Annotated in this window: 14 protein-coding genes, 1 tRNA gene and 1 riboswitch; of the genes, 8 read left to right on the forward strand and 7 right to left on the reverse strand. The window is 59.9% G+C overall.

Features of this window, described 5'->3' with window-relative positions:
- Positions 1-705: 705 nt before the first annotated feature.
- Positions 706-2,838: a serine/threonine protein kinase gene (locus tag AC6H1L_RS09470; RefSeq protein ID WP_497601249.1), complete on the forward strand. Its 2,133-nt coding sequence runs from the start codon at positions 706-708 to the stop codon at positions 2,836-2,838.
- 140 nt (positions 2,839-2,978) lie between these two features.
- On the opposite strand, the gene AC6H1L_RS09475 is transcribed toward AC6H1L_RS09470, so the two are convergent.
- The 7 genes from AC6H1L_RS09475 to AC6H1L_RS09505 all read right to left on the reverse strand — a co-directional run bounded on the left by AC6H1L_RS09475 (position 2,979) and on the right by AC6H1L_RS09505 (position 13,186).
- The gene (locus AC6H1L_RS09475) at positions 2,979-6,239 is read right to left on the reverse strand and encodes an ABC transporter permease (RefSeq protein WP_497601250.1); all 3,261 of its coding nucleotides are present in this window, start codon (positions 6,237-6,239) and stop codon (positions 2,979-2,981) included.
- 178 nt (positions 6,240-6,417) lie between these two features.
- Positions 6,418-7,221, reverse strand: coding sequence for an SGNH/GDSL hydrolase family protein (locus AC6H1L_RS09480; RefSeq protein WP_497601251.1), 804 nt, complete (start codon positions 7,219-7,221; stop codon positions 6,418-6,420).
- Between the two features lie 402 nt (positions 7,222-7,623).
- On the reverse strand, positions 7,624-7,986 hold the full coding sequence (locus AC6H1L_RS09485) for a 4a-hydroxytetrahydrobiopterin dehydratase (RefSeq protein ID WP_497601252.1): 363 nt from the start codon (positions 7,984-7,986) through the stop codon (positions 7,624-7,626).
- A gap of 378 nt (positions 7,987-8,364) precedes the next feature.
- A complete protein-coding gene (locus AC6H1L_RS09490) occupies positions 8,365-8,802 on the reverse strand; it encodes a flagellar biosynthesis anti-sigma factor FlgM (protein ID WP_497601253.1) in 438 nt (145 codons plus the stop codon).
- 285 nt (positions 8,803-9,087) lie between these two features.
- Positions 9,088-10,077, reverse strand: a complete 990-nt coding sequence (locus tag AC6H1L_RS09495; RefSeq protein WP_497601254.1) for an ABC transporter substrate-binding protein — start codon at positions 10,075-10,077, stop codon at positions 9,088-9,090.
- A gap of 147 nt (positions 10,078-10,224) precedes the next feature.
- A riboswitch (cobalamin riboswitch) is annotated at positions 10,225-10,530 on the reverse strand.
- Between the two features lie 108 nt (positions 10,531-10,638).
- Positions 10,639-11,406, reverse strand: coding sequence for a DUF72 domain-containing protein (locus AC6H1L_RS09500; protein ID WP_497601255.1), 768 nt, complete (start codon positions 11,404-11,406; stop codon positions 10,639-10,641).
- Positions 11,407-11,668: 262 nt separating this feature from the next.
- A complete protein-coding gene (locus AC6H1L_RS09505; RefSeq protein ID WP_497601256.1) occupies positions 11,669-13,186 on the reverse strand; it encodes a PP2C family protein-serine/threonine phosphatase in 1,518 nt (505 codons plus the stop codon).
- Between the two features lie 318 nt (positions 13,187-13,504).
- On the opposite strand from AC6H1L_RS09505, the gene AC6H1L_RS09510 reads away from it, so the two are divergent.
- The 7 genes from AC6H1L_RS09510 (at position 13,505) to AC6H1L_RS09540 (ending at position 18,979) form a co-directional block, all read left to right on the forward strand.
- Positions 13,505-13,595 (forward strand) — tRNA-Ser (locus AC6H1L_RS09510).
- A gap of 1,188 nt (positions 13,596-14,783) precedes the next feature.
- On the forward strand, positions 14,784-15,299 hold the full coding sequence (gene coaD / locus AC6H1L_RS09515) for a pantetheine-phosphate adenylyltransferase (RefSeq protein ID WP_297161557.1): 516 nt from the start codon (positions 14,784-14,786) through the stop codon (positions 15,297-15,299).
- A 320-nt stretch (positions 15,300-15,619) separates the two neighbouring features.
- On the forward strand, positions 15,620-16,285 hold the full coding sequence (locus AC6H1L_RS09520) for an ATP synthase subunit B family protein (protein ID WP_497601257.1): 666 nt from the start codon (positions 15,620-15,622) through the stop codon (positions 16,283-16,285).
- A 162-nt stretch (positions 16,286-16,447) separates the two neighbouring features.
- Positions 16,448-16,987, forward strand: a complete 540-nt coding sequence (locus AC6H1L_RS09525) for a YceD family protein (protein WP_497601258.1) — start codon at positions 16,448-16,450, stop codon at positions 16,985-16,987.
- Between the two features lie 89 nt (positions 16,988-17,076).
- Positions 17,077-17,268 carry a 50S ribosomal protein L32 gene (rpmF, locus tag AC6H1L_RS09530; RefSeq protein WP_112431204.1) on the forward strand — a complete coding sequence of 64 codons (192 nt, stop codon included), beginning with the start codon at positions 17,077-17,079 and terminating at the stop codon, positions 17,266-17,268.
- A 210-nt stretch (positions 17,269-17,478) separates the two neighbouring features.
- Entirely contained in the window at positions 17,479-18,519 is a 1,041-nt protein-coding gene (fabD, locus tag AC6H1L_RS09535) for an ACP S-malonyltransferase (RefSeq protein WP_497601259.1), read from the forward strand.
- Positions 18,520-18,646: 127 nt separating this feature from the next.
- Positions 18,647-18,979: an Asp23/Gls24 family envelope stress response protein gene (locus AC6H1L_RS09540; RefSeq protein ID WP_497601260.1), complete on the forward strand. Its 333-nt coding sequence runs from the start codon at positions 18,647-18,649 to the stop codon at positions 18,977-18,979.
- Positions 18,980-19,021 lie beyond the last annotated feature (42 nt).

A 19,021-nucleotide genomic window follows, 5' to 3' on the forward strand; every position in this document is an offset into this window, starting at 1 on the left:
ACTGCTCTGAATAGAGAACGAAGAATTCACGAGTGAGTCACTTCAGAAGAGGCTACAGCCCATTCGTCTTGATAATATCAGGCACAGTGTGCTATTGTCATCCCCCATTTCTCTCTTTCATTGACACCCTGCAGATGCGCCGGTTATACTCTCTTTGCTCTGGAGTAGGATAGTCCTGTATGCGCGCCCTAAAAGCAAGCAAGCGAGAAGAGTAAAGGAGACGTAAGCATTACATTACGCCCTCTCACACCGTTATCCTGCGAGCAAGATTGTGACTGGGCGGGCTTCTAGCTCCCCTGAGCAGCGCTCAAAGCGGACGCGGGCACCCTAACGTGAGGGCGGCAGCTCGGGCAAAGGTCTGCCATCTATGGAACGTCGCGATCAATCGGGCCTACATCCAGGCTACGTGCAATGTCACGCGCACTGTCGCCGCTTGGGCGCCGAGGATTCAAATCACCGGGAGTTCTTCGGGAGGTCATGTCTGTGGGCAGGCACATGTCGGTCGCAAGGGATTGCTTCTTTGTAGTGAAGGGGCAAGGTCCTGTCCTTGGGGGGCAAGCTGTCGAGCATCGCACAAACGGAGGCAGAATGCGGTCAGCGGATGGGAGCAAACGGAATAGTAGCCCTGGCCAGAGGGAGCAACGCCCTGCGGGAGCAGCAAAGGTCGCTTGTGGATGAGAGTCCTCATGTGCCGGTGGAGGAGCTATGCGTGAGCGCAATCGCTATATCGATAGAGTGATCGGTCACTATCGAATCATTGCAGGTCTCGGCAACCGGCCAGCAAGTAGCACTTATCTGGCTCAGCACCTGACCGCTCCCGGCCACACGGTGGTAATCAAGTTCTTCCACCCACCTTTCCCGCGCAACCGCGAGCAGTATTTTCGTGAGGTGCGCTTGCTTCGCATGCTGCGGCATCCCCATCTGCTTCCTCCGTTGGAGAGTGGCATCGATCAGGATGAGGTCTATCTGATGAGCGAATATGCGCTGCGCGGCTCGCTGCGTCAGCGGCTGGCGCGCCAGGGCATGACGCCGCTAAGCCTGACGGAGGCTGGGACGCTGCTACAGCAGGTTGCCGATGCTCTGGCCTATGCCCACCACTTCAACGTAATGCACGGCAATCTGAAGCCGGAGAACATCCTCTTCAATACCAAAGGGGAGCTGTGGCTCACTGATTTCAGTTGGGCAACCGCAACTGACGGTGAGCCGGCACTACGCCCCGGCAGTTGGCCATATATGGCCCCCGAGCAGTTCGCTGGGGTCACAACCCGCGCCAGCGATCAGTATGCTCTGGCCTGCATCGCTTATGAGCTGCTGACCGGACGGCCTCCTTTCAGCGGCACGGACTTCGCAACCCTGGCCCACCAGCACGCCCACGAGCAGCCCGTAGCACCGACTCAGCTTAATCTGCTGCTGCCGCGTCGCGTGGATGAGGTGCTGCTGCAAGCTCTGGCGAAAGAAAGCGACCAGCGTTTCGCCGACGTGAAGGAATTCATGGCAGCGCTCTTCCCGCCAGCCTCCTCCGCTGTAGCCGGCAGCTTGCCTGCACCAGCCAGCAGCGCCGTCCCAGGTTTGCCAGCGCCAGGAGGGCGGGCGAAGCTCTTCCCTATGGAGTTCTCACCAACGCGTGGGGAATTGTTCCGCCCCAGTGATGCCAGCCGCGGCCTGGAGAGCGCTCAGGCCAGCGGTCCGGCTTCCTCCGGCAGACCTCAATCCGCCAGGTCCCCAGAGCCAGCCCCCAGCAGCGAGGGCGGTGCCGTTCCAGGCTCTTACTCTTACGGGTCCGCTGGCCCCTCCACGAGCAAGGCATCGACAGAGGAAGAAATCTCTATTTACGAGCAGGAGACCTTGCCCTATCCGTCGCTCTCTTCTCAGGGGCAGACGCCGCCTTCATCAGATCAGGATCAGGCGGCGGCGGCCCCCCCTGCAGGCGAAGAGAGTCTGACCAGCGAATCATCACCGCCGTCGGGAGCCGTCCCTGGCGCCCCTGAAAGGGATACCCATTCAGAGAGCAACCCTCCGAGCGTCCTCTGGCCGGTCTCACCCGCTCCCATGCCTGGTCTAGAGCAAACGGATGCGGCATCCCAGCAAGCGAGTGAGCCAGCACCGCAGGACACAGCGGCGGCGCCTGCACTCCCGTGGAACGAAGAGGCTACAGTCGTCAGTGAGAGCATCAGGCCAGCTTTCAGCCGCGTGGCCGGCCCTGCCAGCGCTGGCGCCCGTCGGAGTCCCCAGGGCATCAACTATTGGCGCGAGGCCAGACAAGGACGCTGGATTCTCATGGGAGTAGTCAGCCTGATTGTCCTTCTGAGCCTGCTCATTATCCTGCTCCTGCCCTTGCTATCAGCCGGTCTGTGGCGCCAGACTGCACAACAGACGCCAGGCGTGCCAACCAGCACCGTTATTGCAACGGTGCTTCCGACCCCTACGCCCACGCCCAGCCCGACCCCCACTCCTTCACCGACTCCTACGCCATCGCCTACGCCCAGCCCGACCCCTAGCCCCACACCACGCCCGACACCTTCGCCGACCCCTACCCCTCCACCACCCTTGCTGACCGTCAGCCCGACCCAGCTCAACGGGCCAAACGACTGCAACCGTGACAGCATTACCTTCCGCTGCGAGGTGACCATCGCGCTCTCCTCCTCAGCAAGCGACACCACCCAGTGGTCCGCCAGCAGCTCCAACGTGCGCGCCTTCTTCTCGCCACAACAAGGCTGGCTGGAGCCTGGCAGCCAGCAGCAGGTAACTGTCTACATCTATGCTTCCTGCCCCCGCAGCGGCAAGCTGCTCTTCCGTACCCAAGACGGCACCTCCGCCAGCGTCGCCTGGACCTGTTAGCCGCGCCTCCACTGCCCACCTGGCGGCATCGGCATCATAGCCAGTGGACAGGCCCCTCTATGGTCGGCCCCCCAGCGCCGCGCCAGCCTGGAGCTTCACAGGCCGGGCCTGCGCGCGACTGGAGCGGTTCGGCGCCGGCTTCACTGATAGCGTAAAGCCTCGATTGGGGTAACGCGTCCCGCCTGCCAGGCCGGCAGGAGCGCCGCCAGAAGCGCAGCCCCTAGAGCAATACCGACGATGAGAGCCAGATGGCCCCAGGGAATAACAAAGACCAGACCGGTCTGATAGCGCTCAAAAAAGTTGGCAGCAAACAGATTGCGCGCTAACAGCAACCCCAGCACGAGACCGATGAGACTTCCGAGGACCGCTACTAACAAGGACTCGCCCAGAAAGGCCCCTCTAACCAGCCGGCGACTGCAGCCCAAGGCCCGCAGCATCCCAATCTGCTGGCGCCGCTCAATCACGGCACGCGTACCGGTGATGGCCAGAGCCGCCACGCCCAACAGAAGCGCCAGCCCCACAATGCCAATCATGATATCGCTAAGGAGGATACGCGGCCCCCGCACCTCCCAAATGGCATCTTCCAGCACCGTGGTTTCCAGGCCATCATCGAGAAAAGCCGAGCCAAGCTGAAGAGCCAGCGCCCGCTTATCGTGGCCAGGCGCCACCTTAAAGTAGTAAGCCTGAACCTCGGGATGGTCATCGTCAACCGTGATCGAACCATAGAGGCGCTGTGAAATGTAGAGTCCGAAATGATCGCCATTGCTATTATCGACCACCCCAATAATGGTCAGCTTGGCGACCGAGGCATTGAGCAGAGCAGAGGAGAGATCTTCGTTGCTAGTCGGCGAGCGCGTCACCCAGACGCTTTGCGGCGTGAAGCTTGTCTCCCCCAGAGAAATCCCACTGAGAGCAAAGGCATAATATGGGTCCAGGCCGGGCGGCGTGAGCGGGACTCCAGCCTCGTTGGCCGTCGGCGCCGAGGGGTCATAGACACCAGGCGAACTGCGCGCCCCCAGGCTGGCCTCTAGAGCGCTGCTATCGATCAAAGCATAGTTCGGGTGCTCTTGCAAGGCCCTCCAGACAGCAGCATCACTGCTGAAGCCACGCGCCCGCGCCACCAAATGCAAGCCGTAACCTTGCAAAAAGCTTCCGCTGATCACCTGAGCCGGGTATAGGCGCCAGGCTGGTTGAGGAGCCGTCGGCTGAATGACCCCTACCAGCGTCGTGGTCCGCACCCCCAGAGCACTGAAGTCCCCAGGATCAATACCATGCCGGGCCAGGATGGTCCGCAACTGCTCATCAGGGGCCTGCCTGCCTTGACCGGAAAGCAGGGGACGAAAGTAGGGAATAGCCTGAATATCATAGCCACCCGTTTGCAGATTAATGTCGGCATAACTATGCTGCATGGCCGCCGTGATCACTGTCATCACGGTCAAAGCGAAAACCACGAGGCTGAACATTGTCACGCTCAATCCCATGCGAAAGCGGTAATGCAGCGGATAGGAGGCCATCAGGCGTGCTAACAGGTGCAGACGTGGGCGCAGAAGACGCGAGAGCGCAAGCAGCGGCTTGACTAGCAACTCTCCATTCGAGATGAGGGCCCAGACCACCCCCAGGGTCATCATGAAGCCGGCCAGAAAGAAGACCTCAATACTGGAGCGGAAACGTACCAGCCCCAGTGAGGCGAAGAGGTCAAATGGCACCGCCCAGTAAGCACAGATGGAGAGGCCAGCAATAGCTGGCACCAGGCGATCACAGAGACGGCGCACCCTGGGTCTGTGCCGGGCCGGACTCAGGGCCACAGCCACGGTTTTGAGCAGCAGGCAGCCACCAATAACTAGCAGCGAGAAACCAAGGGAGAAAGGCGCAACCAGACGTTCGGCCAGGCCATAAGAGAGCAGCCACAAGCCCCCGAGCAGGGGCAGCAGACCCGCAAGCACCAACGCACGCCCTCCCTCAATGCACAGCTCGCCGAGATAGCTGAACAGGCGACGACGGCGCTGGCGCAGGGCCTTCCCAACCAGGGCCAGCAGACTCAGCAGCTCTTTGAGCGTGCGCGGTCGCCGCTCCGGCTCTGGCAGATTGCGCAGAGCCTCCACCACGGTCATACGACTTACCAGCCAGGCGGAGACCGTTACCGCACAGAAGGTAAAGATAGTACCGAGGCAGTAGGCGATGAGCAGACTGCGCGGCTGAAAGGTCAGTTTGAGCGGAAAGTCGAAGCGCGCCAGAACGGGACCGAGCAAGAGCACCAGCAAGGCCCCAATGATTACCCCCAGCGCTAAGCCGATAAAGGAGGCCAGCAGATCATAGACAGCCCCTTCAAAGAGAAAGGTCAAGACGAGATGCCGCCGCAGCACACCAACAGCGCGCGCCATCCCCATCTCCACCCGCCGCTCCGCCGCCAGCAGCACGAAGATCAGGAAGATCAGCAGCATGCCAATGGCCACGATAAAGAGGGAGAACAGCATGAAGATGCGGGAGAAAATATCTTGCGCCTTCTCAGAATTCAAAATCGCCAGTTTTTTGACCTCGATAACGTGGACATTGCGCGGGATGAGCTGCTCTAGCTTCTCGGTGACGCGGTCGGAGATTGCGATGCTATCGGGGCCGTCACTCCCACGATTGGCCACAAAGATTTGAGTGATGGCGTCGCCGCACTGCTCGATCTGCCGGAATAGCTGGACTTGACTGACTATGAATGGGGTTTCGCCGATCATGCCGCTGCTAGCGGCAATCGCACGTACGCGCACTTCATAGCGCCGCCCTGGCCAGCGCTGCGAATAGAGATAGAGGCGATCGCCGGCATGAGCGTTGAGAAGTTGCGCCAGCGAACGATTCAGATAGACCTCATTGCGACCCAACGAGGCCAGATGTAAGTGACCCTGACCGTTCTCGGCCACAATGCCGCCGAAGCCATCCTCACTGCCCGGGATGGCCGCCAGAGCGGTGACTCCCGAACGGACCTGGCGCGAAGTCTGGTCGGCTACCAGCAAATCATGCTCCATAATGGCCGCGCCCAGGGCAGCAATATCAGGATCGTCGCGCACCTGCTCCCGCAAGCGGTAATAGATGGACGCATCGAAGAAGCCCAGATCACCAGAACCGCCTTCGATCGTCTCGTCCACATTGCCCACATTATAGGTTGCGACGCTGCGCACCGCCCCCGTGATCACATCGCCAGTCGCCAGAGCGCTGGAGAGCAAAGTCGTCGAGAGCATGAGCGCGAAAATGATCAGCACCATCTGCATGCGCCGTCGCGGGATATTGCGCACACCGATCTTAAAAAAAAGCCGATTGCTTAACGCCAGTAGCAGGACCAGCGCCACAATCGCCAGCGTCACGATCAGCAGAATCGTGCTAAGAGTATCAAGCGGGATGCCAAAGAGTTCTGTCATGCCACTTTTCTACGGATAGACTGAGCTTTGCTGTTTCCTCCTGTCAGCACTGCCCTCTTTCACAGCAGCCTGCGCCTTGCAGCGCCGGTCAGACCACCTCTCTCCCCCTTGCCCACCTTGCTGTCCGGTAGCAAGGAGTGGTCAGGACCGCTCTATCTGGCTCCTCGGCTTCGCTCGCTCAGCGCAGCGCCCGGTAAAAGAGGTCAGCCAGAGCCACGTAGCCAATGGCGCTTGGATGGAGGCCATCCTCACTGACGTACTCAGGATGACGAGCCAGGTTGTAGCGTTGCTGCGACAGATCCACGAGAATCATATGATGCTTTCTGACCTTATCAGCAATAGCAGCATTATACTGCTGAATCTGTTCGCGTAGCCAATCCTGGTCGAAAGAGCGGAAATGCGGGAGTAACGTCAGATCAGGCACGTTGGCAATGGCAACCCGCGCCCGCGGTGCCCCGGCCTGGAGGCGTGTGAGGAGCAGATCCAGGTCGCGCGCATAGGCCGTTACCGGCACACGGTCGGCCAGATCGTTGACGGCCAGCCAGATGGTCACAATATCGGGGTGAACATCGAGCGCGACGGGCAATTCGAGGCGCAGAGCCTGATGCACATGGATGCCCGGAATGCCAAGATTCACCAGATGGACGGACGGGCCGAGCTTATGGGCTAAATCGATGGGCCAGTTATCGGCATAGGGATCAGCGGTACCGAAACCAAAGGAGTCGGAGGCACCAATGGCAACGTAGACGAGACCTTTATGAACCGCTCCCAACTCGTTAGCGGCAATAGGCGTTTCATCCGTCGAGCCACAGGCGCTTAGCAGACAGAGATTGCAGAGAAGACCGACCACTAGCCACAGGCTGGTTTTGACCAGCCACGCCCGGCCTGACCAGCGTCCAGGCCGAGCGCGCGCCGGCCAGGGGTGCGGCTGGTCATCCTTGCCCTCGGGGCTGCCGTACCCAGGCCTGCAGCGGTCAGCCACAGGAGTCCAATCCTTCGTTGGCGTTCTCATGCACAGATATGGATGCAAGGTACTCGGCTCTGGTGAATAGCTGCCTCTCTAATGTGGATTATATCATCTTTTTGAATATCATACTATATCAATATGATGGATAGAAGGCGCTCGCCGTTTGGCCCAGCTCAGTCAGTCGGACAGGAAGAAGGTAAGGCATAGTGGTCAGCCGGGAGTCGAGGAAGAAGCAACGGCCCCAGCATCCGAGAGTCGAGAGCCTGACCCTGCGCCCGGTCCTGAGCCAGCCTAGCGCTCGGAGCAGAGCAGAGTGAAGCATGACCCTCGCCTACTGGTGCCGCCGCTTGGCCAGGCTAACGCCCATAGCGGGTATGGGAGCGAAGAACAGCGCTCACTCACTACCGGAGCCAAGCGCTACGAGGCCTTACGACCTTCGGCCTGAGCAAAGGCCGCCTCGGTTTTGGCCGCCATAATAAAATCGTTCTGATGCAAGCCGCCCACGGCGTGGGTCCAGAAGGCGACCTTCACCTGCCCCCATTCAGTCACGATCTGGGGATGATGGTCTTGCTCCTCAGCAAGCGCTCCAACGGCATTTGTGAAAGCAAGAGCGTGAGCAAAGTTATCGAAGCGAAAGGTCTTTTCAATGCGCTTAACCCCATCCACCTCGACCACCTGCCAGCCGGGGATCTGAGTCAGCAAGCTGCTGATCTCGGCCTCTGTCAGCGCTGGCTCACCGCCGCGACAGGGCACACAGCGCATCTGCGCTAAATCCTGCATAGGTGCCTCCCATTTTCCCTTGTCAGAAAAGCAGACGAACACGAGGACAACGCACCTAAACGGCAGACAGGCAAGCGTGAGAGGCGAAGCTCACGCATTGCCCATCTCATAGTGCTCTTAGGAGAGTATAGCCAAGAAGGTCCAGCGCTTGCCACTCCCCGACCCCAAAACAAAACGAGAGCGTGCAGGCTCCCCGCCTGGCTGAACCGACAGGTTCGCCTCCTGGTCACTTCCAGACCGGCAAACCTGCCTCCTCTCCTGACCGGGGGTGCCCGGCACGCTCCCGCTCCATGCCCGACCACCCACCCTCCGCACAGCACCGCAGCACATACACGGAAAGAGCAGCCCATTCCACGCGCGCTGACTGCCGCTCAGCGCTCACCCGTCCCTGACAAGTTCTCCTAGCATCCTGCGAGCCAACACCAGACTATCAACCTCGTAGGTACCCGCAGCCACCCGCGCCCTCAGCATCGCCACACGTTCCGCCCGCTCCTCCTCCAGCAAAGCAGCCAGACTTGCCCCAGCTACCCCTGACTCCTCGGGTTCTGGAGTGGCAGCCGTCTCACTGAAAGCATCTTGTCCGCCCGGTCTGTTGCTAGCAGAGGAGGAACGTCGCCGGCGAGGCAGTGCGGATTGCAGATAGCGCTCCTCATCGCGACCGCGGAGCCAGGGCTGCCAACCGATCCCTCTCTCTTGCAGAGAAGAGGCCTGCCAGCCCTCTCCCGGAGCACTTGCCTGAGCCGTATCAGCGTTCGCGCGCGACGCCCTGCTGCGCCCCGACTGCTTGCCCGCCCGAGTCACCTGCCGAATACGCATTGTGATCAGGACTCCTCTCTTTCTTCCTTCACTCACTGCGTCGCCAGCAACAGACACGGACAGTCTTGCCACGGGCACCGGCGACGGACCAGTGACCTTCCTACATGGAGCTTTTGCCACTTTCCAGTGTAAAGGCCAAACCTGGCGCAGGTAAGAGGTATTTGTCGCTGATTCAAGAGACCAGAAGTCCCTGATTACCGTCGCACGCCTGGTCCCCTGCCGGCGCATAGCCCGGGCCCCGATCTCCTGTCTTGCCCCAGACCGCGGCAATCCAGCCGGCTTACGCTACTGGCAGTAGGCCGGCAGCGAACCACTAAAACTCTGAGGATGGAGCAGTTGGGCCAGACACTGCAGGCCATCGACAAGACGTGGCCCAGGACGCTGCATCAGATCGGTGTTGAGGTGATAGACATGGTGCAGCTTGACCGCCGTAATCTGGTTCCAGTTGGGACGGCGATAGACCAACTGGGGATCGCCCCCATAGCGCGGGTCCTCAGTCAGAATAATATACTGGGGATTGGCGCGGATCACCGCCTCATCGGTCACCTGGGGATAGCCACCGTTGCTGGTATTGTTGTGAAAGACATTGATGGCATTGGCATCCTGCAACAGCTCGTCGCCAAAGGTTCCGCCACCAAAGACATAAGGCTTGCCAGGTGTACTATCATCGGCCTCCAGCATCACCGTCGGCGGCGTCGTTCCCTTGACCGCCTGGCGAATTTGAGCAATGCGCTGCTGTAGCTGTTTGACCAGCGCATTGGCTGTGCTCTCAGTGAAGGTCAGGCGCCCCACAGTCTGAATCTCGGCCAGCATCAGTGCAATAGTATTGTCCGGCAAATCAACTACATGCAGGCCCAGACGCGCCAACTGCGCATCGTATTTCTCGGTGAGACCGCCGGAGCTGAGAACTAGATCGGGATGGAGCGCGACGATACGCTCAACATTGTAGTTACCATTGGCATCCGAGATACGCGGCAGGCGCGTCAGCTGAGCAGGATAGTCCGTATAGTAGTCGACGGCGACAACGCGGCTCTCCAGATGGAGCGCGGCCAGAATCTCACTCATGCTCGGCACCAAGGAAATCAGGCGTTGCGGGGCTGTCTTAGGAAAGACCACCGGAGTACCATAGATATCGCGCACCACCGTTGGCGTAGGCGTAGGGCTGGACTGCACCGCACTGCCGCCGCTCTGACCCTGACCGCAGGCAGCGAGCAGAAGGAAGCTCAGCCCGAGCAAACACAGAAATAGCCGTCTGGAGATGACAAGGATGCTCATAAAGCTCACTCCTCCACAGCAAAAGATAGCCGTCCATTGTCACCTCGCGTAGAGGGGGCGCAACCACAACACAGAAGGACCGGAAACGCAGCGGGTCAGCTCGGTTCGGTGGTTGATAGTACGCCTGCTCCTTTGACGCGAAGGAACAAGGGCCACTGGCATCAGGCAGGTCTCCTGGCTTCTGGCTCAAGCGCACCCCGACGCGCCTTCCCATTCCCTTAGCTTAGCTTGGCTTGGCTGGACCTGGTTCAAACACAGGCCGCTTGATCTATACAGGAACAGTGGCTTGTTGGTTGCTGATTCTTGCTCGTACCCGCCCGCAGCGAGGAGCAGGCGGGCCGCCGAGATGCTCGCCAGTCACAGTAGCGCGACTGCGCCGGATTTGCACCGGCTTCCCTATTCTGCCGGAAATGAGCGCAGGCATTTCCGGCCACCTGATGCGTTGCACAGCTTACTGATAGCAGAGGAAGTATATGCAAGAGGCTAGCTGGCTGTCAACCCATAGCGCACGCCGTTCCGGGACAAGAATCGCAACGGACAGGCAGGGCGTCCGGCTCACACCTAAGAAGCTACCGCCGCAGCATCGAGACGGGCCGCAACCAGCTCCCGCAGACGGACCGCATTCTGCACAGCATAGCCCTCAACATCGTTATTGAAATAGACATAGCATTCACGTCCCTCTCTGGCTTCGCTGGCCAACCAGGCAGCCCAGAAAGTCAGCTCGGCCTCGTCGAAGCAGGGACCAGCTTGCCCACCGTGGAGGCGCAGATAGCGAAAAGGCGCAGTGGCCGGCAGCTCCAGCGGCGTGGAGAGCGCTCCCCCAACGGCAATCACCAGGGCGCAGCCAGCCTCTGCCAGCAGCGCGCACAGGCGCTCAGCCGCGGCCCCCTGGAGCCAGGAAGGATCACGAAACTCAAAAGCCACCTCTAACCCTGGCGGTAGCAAGTGCAGAAAGGTCGCCAGGCGTTCGAGGTCGCACCGCCAATGCGGCGGAAGCTGGTAAAGAAGGGGACCCAGGCGCGGACCCAGGCCACGCGCTGCCTCCAGCAGGCGCGCCTGTGGCTCAGCCGCATCGCGTAGCTTTTTCATATGCGTCAGATAACGACTGGCCTTGACCGCAAAGCGAAAGCGCGGATGAAAAGCTACCTGTTCGGCCCAAAGAGCAAACTGCGAACGCGGAGGCAGATGATAGAAGCTGCTATTAATCTCTACAGTAGCAAAATGGCGGGCATAGTAAGGCAGATACTCCTGCGGCGCCAAAGCAGCCGGATAAAAGCGCCCAACCCAGTGCGGATAGATCCAGCCCGAGGTGCCAATCCAGATGGTCATCGCTCGGCCTCCACGAACCCTCACTTAACCAGAGGAAAGCCCTCCCCTCTGCGTACCCATTGCGCTCTCACAGCGGCCAGAGCAGGATAGCGAGCCGGTTCCAGGACGCTCGCCTCTTCCCTTGCGCTCTCTTTAGAAGATACTACAGCGGTCTAGCGAGCCGCAAAGGGCTGCCCTCGCCAGCCAGCGACAGAGCCTGATCAGCAGACAAAGGGTCGCAAGCCAAGGCCTCGGCCAAGCGCAGCAGAGAGCGCCGCATCCTTCAGGTAGCCACCTGGAGGACCTCGACCACAATCACGCTGACGTTATCATCGCCACCACCATCGAGGGCCGCCTGAATCAAGCACTGGCAAATCGTCAGAGGATCGGCATTGAGGCCTAGTAGATGCTCAATCTGTGGATCACGCACCATCTCCCAGAGGCCATCTGAGCACAGGAGCAACTTATCGCCCCTTAATAAAGGCACAGCAAAAACATCAACCTCGACCGCCGCCCGATCGCCCAGGCAACGGTAAATCTGATTGCGATGCGGATGATGATAGACATCCTCACGCGAAATCGCTCCCTCATCCAACAAACGAGCAACGACCGAGTGATCCTGCGTCACCTGAGTCAGGCCCACCGCCGGACGATAGAGATAGGTCCGGCTATCGCCCACATTCAGCACATACGCCGTGCTATCAAGTAGCAGGGCCGCCGTCACCGTTGTGCCCATATCAGCTTTATCAACGCGATTACGCTGATAGAGCTTCAAATTAGCGTGCTGTAATGCATCAACCAATATACCTGTCAAAAAGGCTTCATCGTTCTCCACGGAATTAGTCAAAGCCGGTAGAGTGAGTTCACAGAAAGTCTCCACTACCAGGCGGCTCGCCTCGCGGCCATTGGAATGGCCCCCCATGCCATCGGCCACCACACAGAGACCGAACGTTTGACCGGTATGCGCTCGCTGCTGCTGAATAGCAGCAATATTGTCCTCATTCGGCTTATACCTGCGCTTCAAACCAGGATCAGTAGCTGCCCCCATGCGGATGACCAGCATTCCCCTGGGGCGGGCATCGGCATGCAGCGATGCCTGTTGCTCTCCATTGCTCACGACCGCGGGAGTCTCAATCTGTCCATTGAGCGAAGGAGGAGTCTCCAGCGGAGATGTCTGCTTCTCTATGGGGAAGGCTAGCTGTTCCTCTGCAGGAGCTGCCACCAGCGCGGACAGCGTAGCAGGTGTTGAGAGAGGCAGATCAACCTGCGTAGGGAAATCGGCCCAGAGAGCACGCTGCTGCGATGCCTGAGAGACAGCAGCACCTTCCAGACCAGACGAGGAGGATCGATGAGGGGAGAGCCTTGACTGAGATGGAGCCGGCGGAGACGGCGCGTCACTGGAGGACTTGGGAGCAGCGGGCCGATGGCCCATTACAGCATGCATCGTCTGGGCCTCAACCTCGCGCAACTGCTCAAGCTCATGCCTGAGCAAGCGACGCTCTTCCAAAGTGCGCCAGGCGGCCTGCGCGAGATGCCAGCCAGCGAGCACTAGCCCTATCCAGGCCGCAGCCAGGAGAAGGCTCAAGAAGGCCAAACCCAAGAGAGGGAGAAGAAGAGCAGGCCCGCGTACGGCCCACAGTGCTGGAAGCTGCTGGAGCTTTTGCCAGAGCAGCAGCCAGGCATGGGGAGGGAAACCTTGCGAGACCCAAACCAGAACGGCCAGCGCACAGAGCCACCCACATGCTTGCACGAAGAGCGGGAGCCGGCGGACCCCATAGCCGATGTTGAATTGCCCCAGCATCGCTTCGCTATCCTCTCTTTACCAGGCCGTGCCGGGCACTCACGATCAGCTCAACATCATGCTTCTCTTGCAATTCTTGCCGACAATATTAAGTATACTCCACACTTCGCATAGTGTACAGCATGACCATCCAAAATTCCTGGTACACGCGCCCGCAGATAGCCGAGAGCAGAGAGCAGCGCCCCGCTTCTAGCGGAAGAATCAGTCAGAACCATCTTGCCACCAGCGCCAAAAGGGGGCTTGACAATTCGCAACAAGTCGAGTATCCTAGGTCCTAGCAACTGCAAAGAAAGAAAGAACCTGTCCATCAACACGCAAGGAGAGGTCGCATAGAGGCCTAGTGCGGCGGTTTGCTAAACCGCTAGGGATCAAAAGTCCCTCGTGGGTTCGAATCCCACCCTCTCCGCCAGACCGTAGCGCAGTGGTCTGTGTACAGGGGTGTAGCTCAATGGTAGAGCAGCGGTCTCCAAAGTGCGCCCCTGTGGTGCTTCTGTTCTTGTTGCGGTAGTGCAACATCACTGAAGCGGGTGTGATTAAAGCACGACCTTACCTGGCCACCCGAAAGGGGGCGGGGACAACAGCATGGTCGAAAAGTCCGGCGCCCTCCCCAGCAGACAGGGGAAGATGAACGCCGGGCAGCTAGGCCGGGCATGGTGAAGGCTGGATTGCTTGAACCTCAGTCGCTCGCTTCGTTGGATTGCCAGTCGTAATTTGGAGGGCTGGTAACCGCTTCTCCAGCGAGGCTCTCGTCAGTCCCCTGACGAGCGTGGCGGCGAACGAGGCACCTAAACCCGGAGCGGAGCAGAAGCGCAACTGGGGGATCGCCTAAACACCGCAAGGTGCATGGCGACGGAGCATCCATAGTACTCAAAGGCTCAGGGTAATGCCTGAGACATGGGGAAGGGATGCAGGAGGTCAGCCCACTCCTTCACCTAGCTACGTTCGACCAGGTCGAGCGTAGCCTGTTGTATGTAGGGCCTGAACCTCTGGAGAGCCGGATGCATCGAAAGGTGCACGTCCGGTTCGGGGAGAGCACCAGCAGCCCTGTAAGATGGGTTGCGGGAGAGCCGCTCCACACCGCAGGTTGCGGGTTCGAGTCCTGCCGCCCCTGCCCTTAATAGTAGCTCTTAAAAGGCCAGCCTTCTTGAGATAGCTGGCCTTTTTGCTTGCCTCTTCCACCTTGCTGCTTTGCGCCAGCTACCCAGCTCTCTCACGCCGCTCCCACAGAGACTGCTCCCTGGCCTGTTCATCTATCCTCTCGGTCGGCTTGGGTCCCATGCATTGCCCCATCTCCAGCAGGTATGGTATCATAGGCAACAGAGCAAGATGCCAGACGGCAAGGAACGGCAGCAGAAAGGGCAAGCAAGCGGGCCAGTCTGACTGGCTGAAGCCGATCGCTCAACCGGCAGAGGCTGCGGGCAGGAGAAGCGTCAGCCTTTTCCCTGCCGGTACTCCTGGCAGAATTGGCCCATCCAGATGGGTTGCTGTCTGCCTGCTTGCCAAGCCTTCCCCTGATCGCCCTGGCAGAGGCAGCGGTCGGTCACTCTAAGCGAAGAGATAGACAATGGCCGCTTCAGCATCGTGAAGGGATGTTCGTGTGAGCAACGCAGAGAAACGTCAACGGATTGCCGTTTATCCGGGCAGCTTTGACCCGCTCACGCATGGTCACCTGGATATCGCGCGGCGCGGCGCCCGCCTTTTCGATACGCTGATCGTGGCAGTCTACGCTGTTCCCGACAAAAACCTGCTCTTCTCTGTTGACGAGCGGGTACAGCTCTGGGAGGAGGTCATTGCCGCTGAGGGCCTCACCAATGTCCGCGTGGAAAAATTCTATGGCCTCGTTGTCGAGTTTGTCCGCTCAGTTGGTGGCTCGGTGATCATCAAGGGCCTTCGCTCTCCCAACGACTTCGAGGCAGAGTTTCAGCAAGGGCTGATGAATCGCAAATTGGCCCCAGAGATAGAGACCGTTTGTCTCCTAACCAACTTGCAACATCTCTTCGTCAGCTCTTCGCTGCTGAAAGAGGTAGCCCGCCTGGGAGGGAACGTGAGCGATATGCTGCCGCCGGCAGTAATCAGGGCCTTGCAGCGCAAGTTTGGTCACGGTGAGGCCTGAAGTGAGCGAGCACCATGCGAGGCTAGCGCCGAGCGGGTGCCTGCGATCAGAAGCCCCGCCAGCCAGCTCACCAGCGTGTTGAGCGCGAGCCGTGCTCCTACGGCTGGGCGGTGCTATCGCCGGTTGGGTCGCAGGCGGCAGGCTGCCGCTTGGGTGGAGCAGGTAACCTGGTCGGCGCCGCGGGATGTCACCAGAGAAAACCTCTCCTCCGCCTGATGGCAGGGGAAGACGAGGAGAGTCGAGCTGATTGAGCCAATGCTTGCCCGGTAGCCGTCCTGTCAATCAGCGGCAAGAGAGCACGAGGAAGAGGAAGGGTCAGTGTGGATATACTCTATCTGGTAGATCGCCTGGAAAACCTGATCGCCAGCAGCCGCAGGATGCCCTTTGTTAATCAGATCATGGTCAGGGAGGCCGAGATCCTGGCGATCCTCGATCAAATGCGTGCAGCGATTCCTGAAGAGGTCAAACAGGCTCGACGCCTTCTACAGGAAAAAGAGCGCATTCTGGCACAGGCACAGGCCGAAGCGGCTAGCATCCTGGCCAAGGCGCGCGAGGAGTCCGAGCGGGTGATGGATCGAGAGGGGCTATTGCGCCAGGCCGAGGAACGCTCACAGGAGCTGGTACGTCTGGCAGAGGAGCAGGCTCAGCAGCTCAAGAGCGAGGCTAATGCCTACGTCGCGGAAACCTTGCGTTCCTTGCATGAACACTTGACAGCCATCGAAACGGAAATCAGCCGCACCATTCTCAGCATCGAGAAGGGCCTGGAAAGCCTGGAAGCCTCCGCCTATAACGAGGAGGGCGAGGATCAGGCCCCTGAAGTGTTGTCAGAGGCAAACTATGACCTTTACGCCGATGAGGAAGAGGCGGAGGATGCCCTGCCCCCCCATCCTTCTCCACGTCGCTCCTCCCTGGCTGCCGATACGATGGGCGGCCCGATGCTGGGGCGTCCAGGCGAGCCCCCCCACCGCCCCGAGCCCAGGGCTTGACACACCTTCTCAGGGTCACCTATAATGAACCAGCGTACGTGAGAAGCTGAGTATCTTCCAGACTTGCGCCATCGACAGACAGCCTGACCTGTTCAGCACTATTTGCAGCCCTTCTCCCGTTCAGTCGTCTACTCTGGGGCGAAAAGTGAGGTTCCGTTTCTTATGCAGTACAACGTGGCGCAACTGCTGAAGGCGTCTATTGGTACCGCCTTCCAGGCAGATATTCATGAAGAAGATGTTCAGCTGGATAGCGATCTAAAGATACTCGGCGCTGTCAACGGCCACGTCCGCATGCGACGTACCGACTACGGGTTGCTGGTCGATGGCTGGGTGGATCTGACCCTCCCGATGGTCTGCGACCGCTGCTTGAAGCCCTTTGAGCAGCCCATGCATATCACCTTCGAGGAGTTGTTCTATCCTACCATCGATGTCACCAGCGGTATGCCTGTTCCCCCACCCCTGGGTGAGGATGAGGGCTTTCCGATCGACGAGCACCACCAGCTTGACTTGAGCGAGGCTGTGCGCCAACATCTGCTGCTAGAGTTGCCAATGCGCGCGCTTTGTCGCGAGGACTGCCCAGGTCTCTGCCCACAATGTGGCCACGATCTGAGCCTGGGCCCCTGCCAGTGCCAGCCGGAGATCGATCCGCGCTGGAGCGCTCTGGCCGAACTGCTGCAGCAGCGCTTGTCATCGCAAGCTTGACGTGCTCGCTATGTTTGCTGTGTTCGCTGGCCACCTGGTTCATTCCCGCCAGTCAGCCCGATGTAGGAGATAGAGGAGGAGCCTTTTCTATGGGCGCATTACCAAAACAGCGAGTTTCTCATGCCCGTAAGGGCGAGAGACGCGCACATTTTCATTTGAAGCTGCCTCAGCTGGTGCTTTGCCCACAGTGTCGCTCGCCGCGACTCGCCCACCATGCCTGTCCGAAGTGTGGCACGTACCGCGGTCGCCAGGTTTTCTGGCCCAAGGAGCGTAAGCGTTAGTGGCGCGGGCGCAGTGTATCAGTGCGCGTTTTACTGACTGGAACAAGCAATTTGAAACCACGACGAGAAGAGGAGAGAGTGTGAGGTCAGGCAAGGATCGCGGTCGAGCGAGGTAAGCTCAGGCAGGCAGGCAGGCAGGTGAGAGCAAGCAGCAGGTGCCGCCTGAAGCCTCGCTCGCGCCGCGCTTGTCCCTCACGCGAGTGTAATTCTATGGCAGCACAAGGATTAGCTTTCCTCTTTCCCGGGCAAGGCAGTCAGACGGTCGGCATGGGAGCCGATATTTATGAGCAGTCGCCGGCGGCCCGCCAGGTCTTCGAGCGGGCTGACCAGGCTCTCGGCATGGAGCTGAGTGCTCTTTGCTTTCAGGGACCCGAAGAACAGCTTCGTGAGACGATTAACGCCCAACCCGCGATTGTCACCGTTAGCCTCGCCCTGCTGGCCGCTCTCCAGGAGCGGCTTGCTCCCCACTCTAGCTGGTCGTCGCCTTTGACCCCCACCTTTACTGCTGGGCACAGCGTTGGTGAATATGCAGCTCTGGTCGCCGCTGGTGCCCTTGATCTTGAGGACGCCGTACGCCTGGTGCGCGAACGGGGACGCCTGATGCACCACGAGGGAAGTGTTTGCCCCGGCGGGATGGCGGCGGTCATTGGGCTGGATGAGGCGACCTTACAGGAGATCTGCCGTGAGGCTTCCGAGGAGGCTTCACGCGCGCAAGAGTCAGGGCAGCCGCAACAAACCCAGCATCCTGGCTGGGGTAAGGTCAGCGTGGCAAACTTGAATGCTCCCGGCCAGATCGTTATCTCGGGTGAGCAGCGGGCTTTGGCCTTGGCAATGGAGCGGGCTAAGGCTCGTGGCGCTAAGCGGGTAATCCCCTTGGCGGTCAGCGGCGCTTTCCACTCACCAGTCATGGAGCCTGCCGCTGCGGGCCTGGCCCAGGCGCTGGCGACTGCACCGCTGCGGAATGCCAGCATTCCTATCATCAGCAATATTGAGGCTCGCCCGCTGACCGATGCGGAGGCGTTGCGCCAGGAGCTGGCGCGCCAGATTGTTGCCCCTGTGCAGTGGATTCGGAGCGTCGAATACCTGGCTGCCGCTGGAGTGACCGTCTATCTGGAGATCGGCCCCGGCTCAGTGCTGACGGGTCTGGTCAAGCGCATTGTGCGTGAGGCCACGACCTTGACGATCAGCAGCGCTAACGATCTAGACAAAGCGGTTACAGTCCTGCAGGAGCAGGGTTTGCTCCAGCACTGATGCGGTATAATTAAACAAGGGTTGCTGCCGAGAGGGCAAGGCGGCAAGGAGGAAAGGCGGGGAGAAGATGGCATGGAGCGGCCAGCGTCCCACGAGTATCCTGCCGAGTAGAAGGGAAGCACACTATATGACCAACGAGCCTCCAGGCGTGGTGCGCGTCGCCCGCCAGGTTTTGACTACAATCGTCTCAAACGCGGCGCTAGGCGTGGACGGCGTCGTCCGCCTCGCTCGCGGTAGCGAGCGCTGGCCGGCTTTCGCCGGTCGCGAGATTCCTCGCCAGGGGGTGGCTCTGACGGTCAAGGACAATACCGTGAGTGTCGACCTCTATCTGGTCCTGGCTTCCGGCGTGAATGTCGTCGAGGTCGCTACTGCCGTTCAGGAGGAGGTAGCTGCCGCCTTGGAGCATATGGTCGGGATGCAGGTGCGAGAGATCAATGTCTACATCCAGGATGTGGCTTAGTGCTCTGTGCTCTGAAAAGAGGCAGGAAGAGAAGAAAGGAAG

The sequence above is a fragment of the Thermogemmatispora argillosa genome (assembly GCF_059696725.1).

Bases quoted from the DNA above. Each gene is read 5' to 3' on its own strand.
- AC6H1L_RS09470 (WP_497601249.1), top strand. From the start codon at position 706: ATGCGTGAGCGCAATCGCTATATCGATAGAGTGATCGGTCACTATCGA.
- AC6H1L_RS09490 (WP_497601253.1), bottom strand. From the start codon at position 8,802: ATGCGTATTCGGCAGGTGACTCGGGCGGGCAAGCAGTCGGGGCGCAGC.
- AC6H1L_RS09485 (WP_497601252.1), bottom strand. From the start codon at position 7,986: ATGCAGGATTTAGCGCAGATGCGCTGTGTGCCCTGTCGCGGCGGTGAG.
- fabD (WP_497601259.1), top strand. From the start codon at position 17,479: ATGGCAGCACAAGGATTAGCTTTCCTCTTTCCCGGGCAAGGCAGTCAG.
- AC6H1L_RS09495 (WP_497601254.1), bottom strand. From the start codon at position 10,077: ATGAGCATCCTTGTCATCTCCAGACGGCTATTTCTGTGTTTGCTCGGG.
- AC6H1L_RS09540 (WP_497601260.1), top strand. From the start codon at position 18,647: ATGACCAACGAGCCTCCAGGCGTGGTGCGCGTCGCCCGCCAGGTTTTG.
- AC6H1L_RS09500 (WP_497601255.1), bottom strand. From the start codon at position 11,406: ATGACCATCTGGATTGGCACCTCGGGCTGGATCTATCCGCACTGGGTT.
- AC6H1L_RS09475 (WP_497601250.1), bottom strand. From the start codon at position 6,239: ATGACAGAACTCTTTGGCATCCCGCTTGATACTCTTAGCACGATTCTG.
- rpmF (WP_112431204.1), top strand. From the start codon at position 17,077: ATGGGCGCATTACCAAAACAGCGAGTTTCTCATGCCCGTAAGGGCGAG.
- AC6H1L_RS09525 (WP_497601258.1), top strand. From the start codon at position 16,448: ATGCAGTACAACGTGGCGCAACTGCTGAAGGCGTCTATTGGTACCGCC.
- AC6H1L_RS09505 (WP_497601256.1), bottom strand. From the start codon at position 13,186: ATGCTGGGGCAATTCAACATCGGCTATGGGGTCCGCCGGCTCCCGCTC.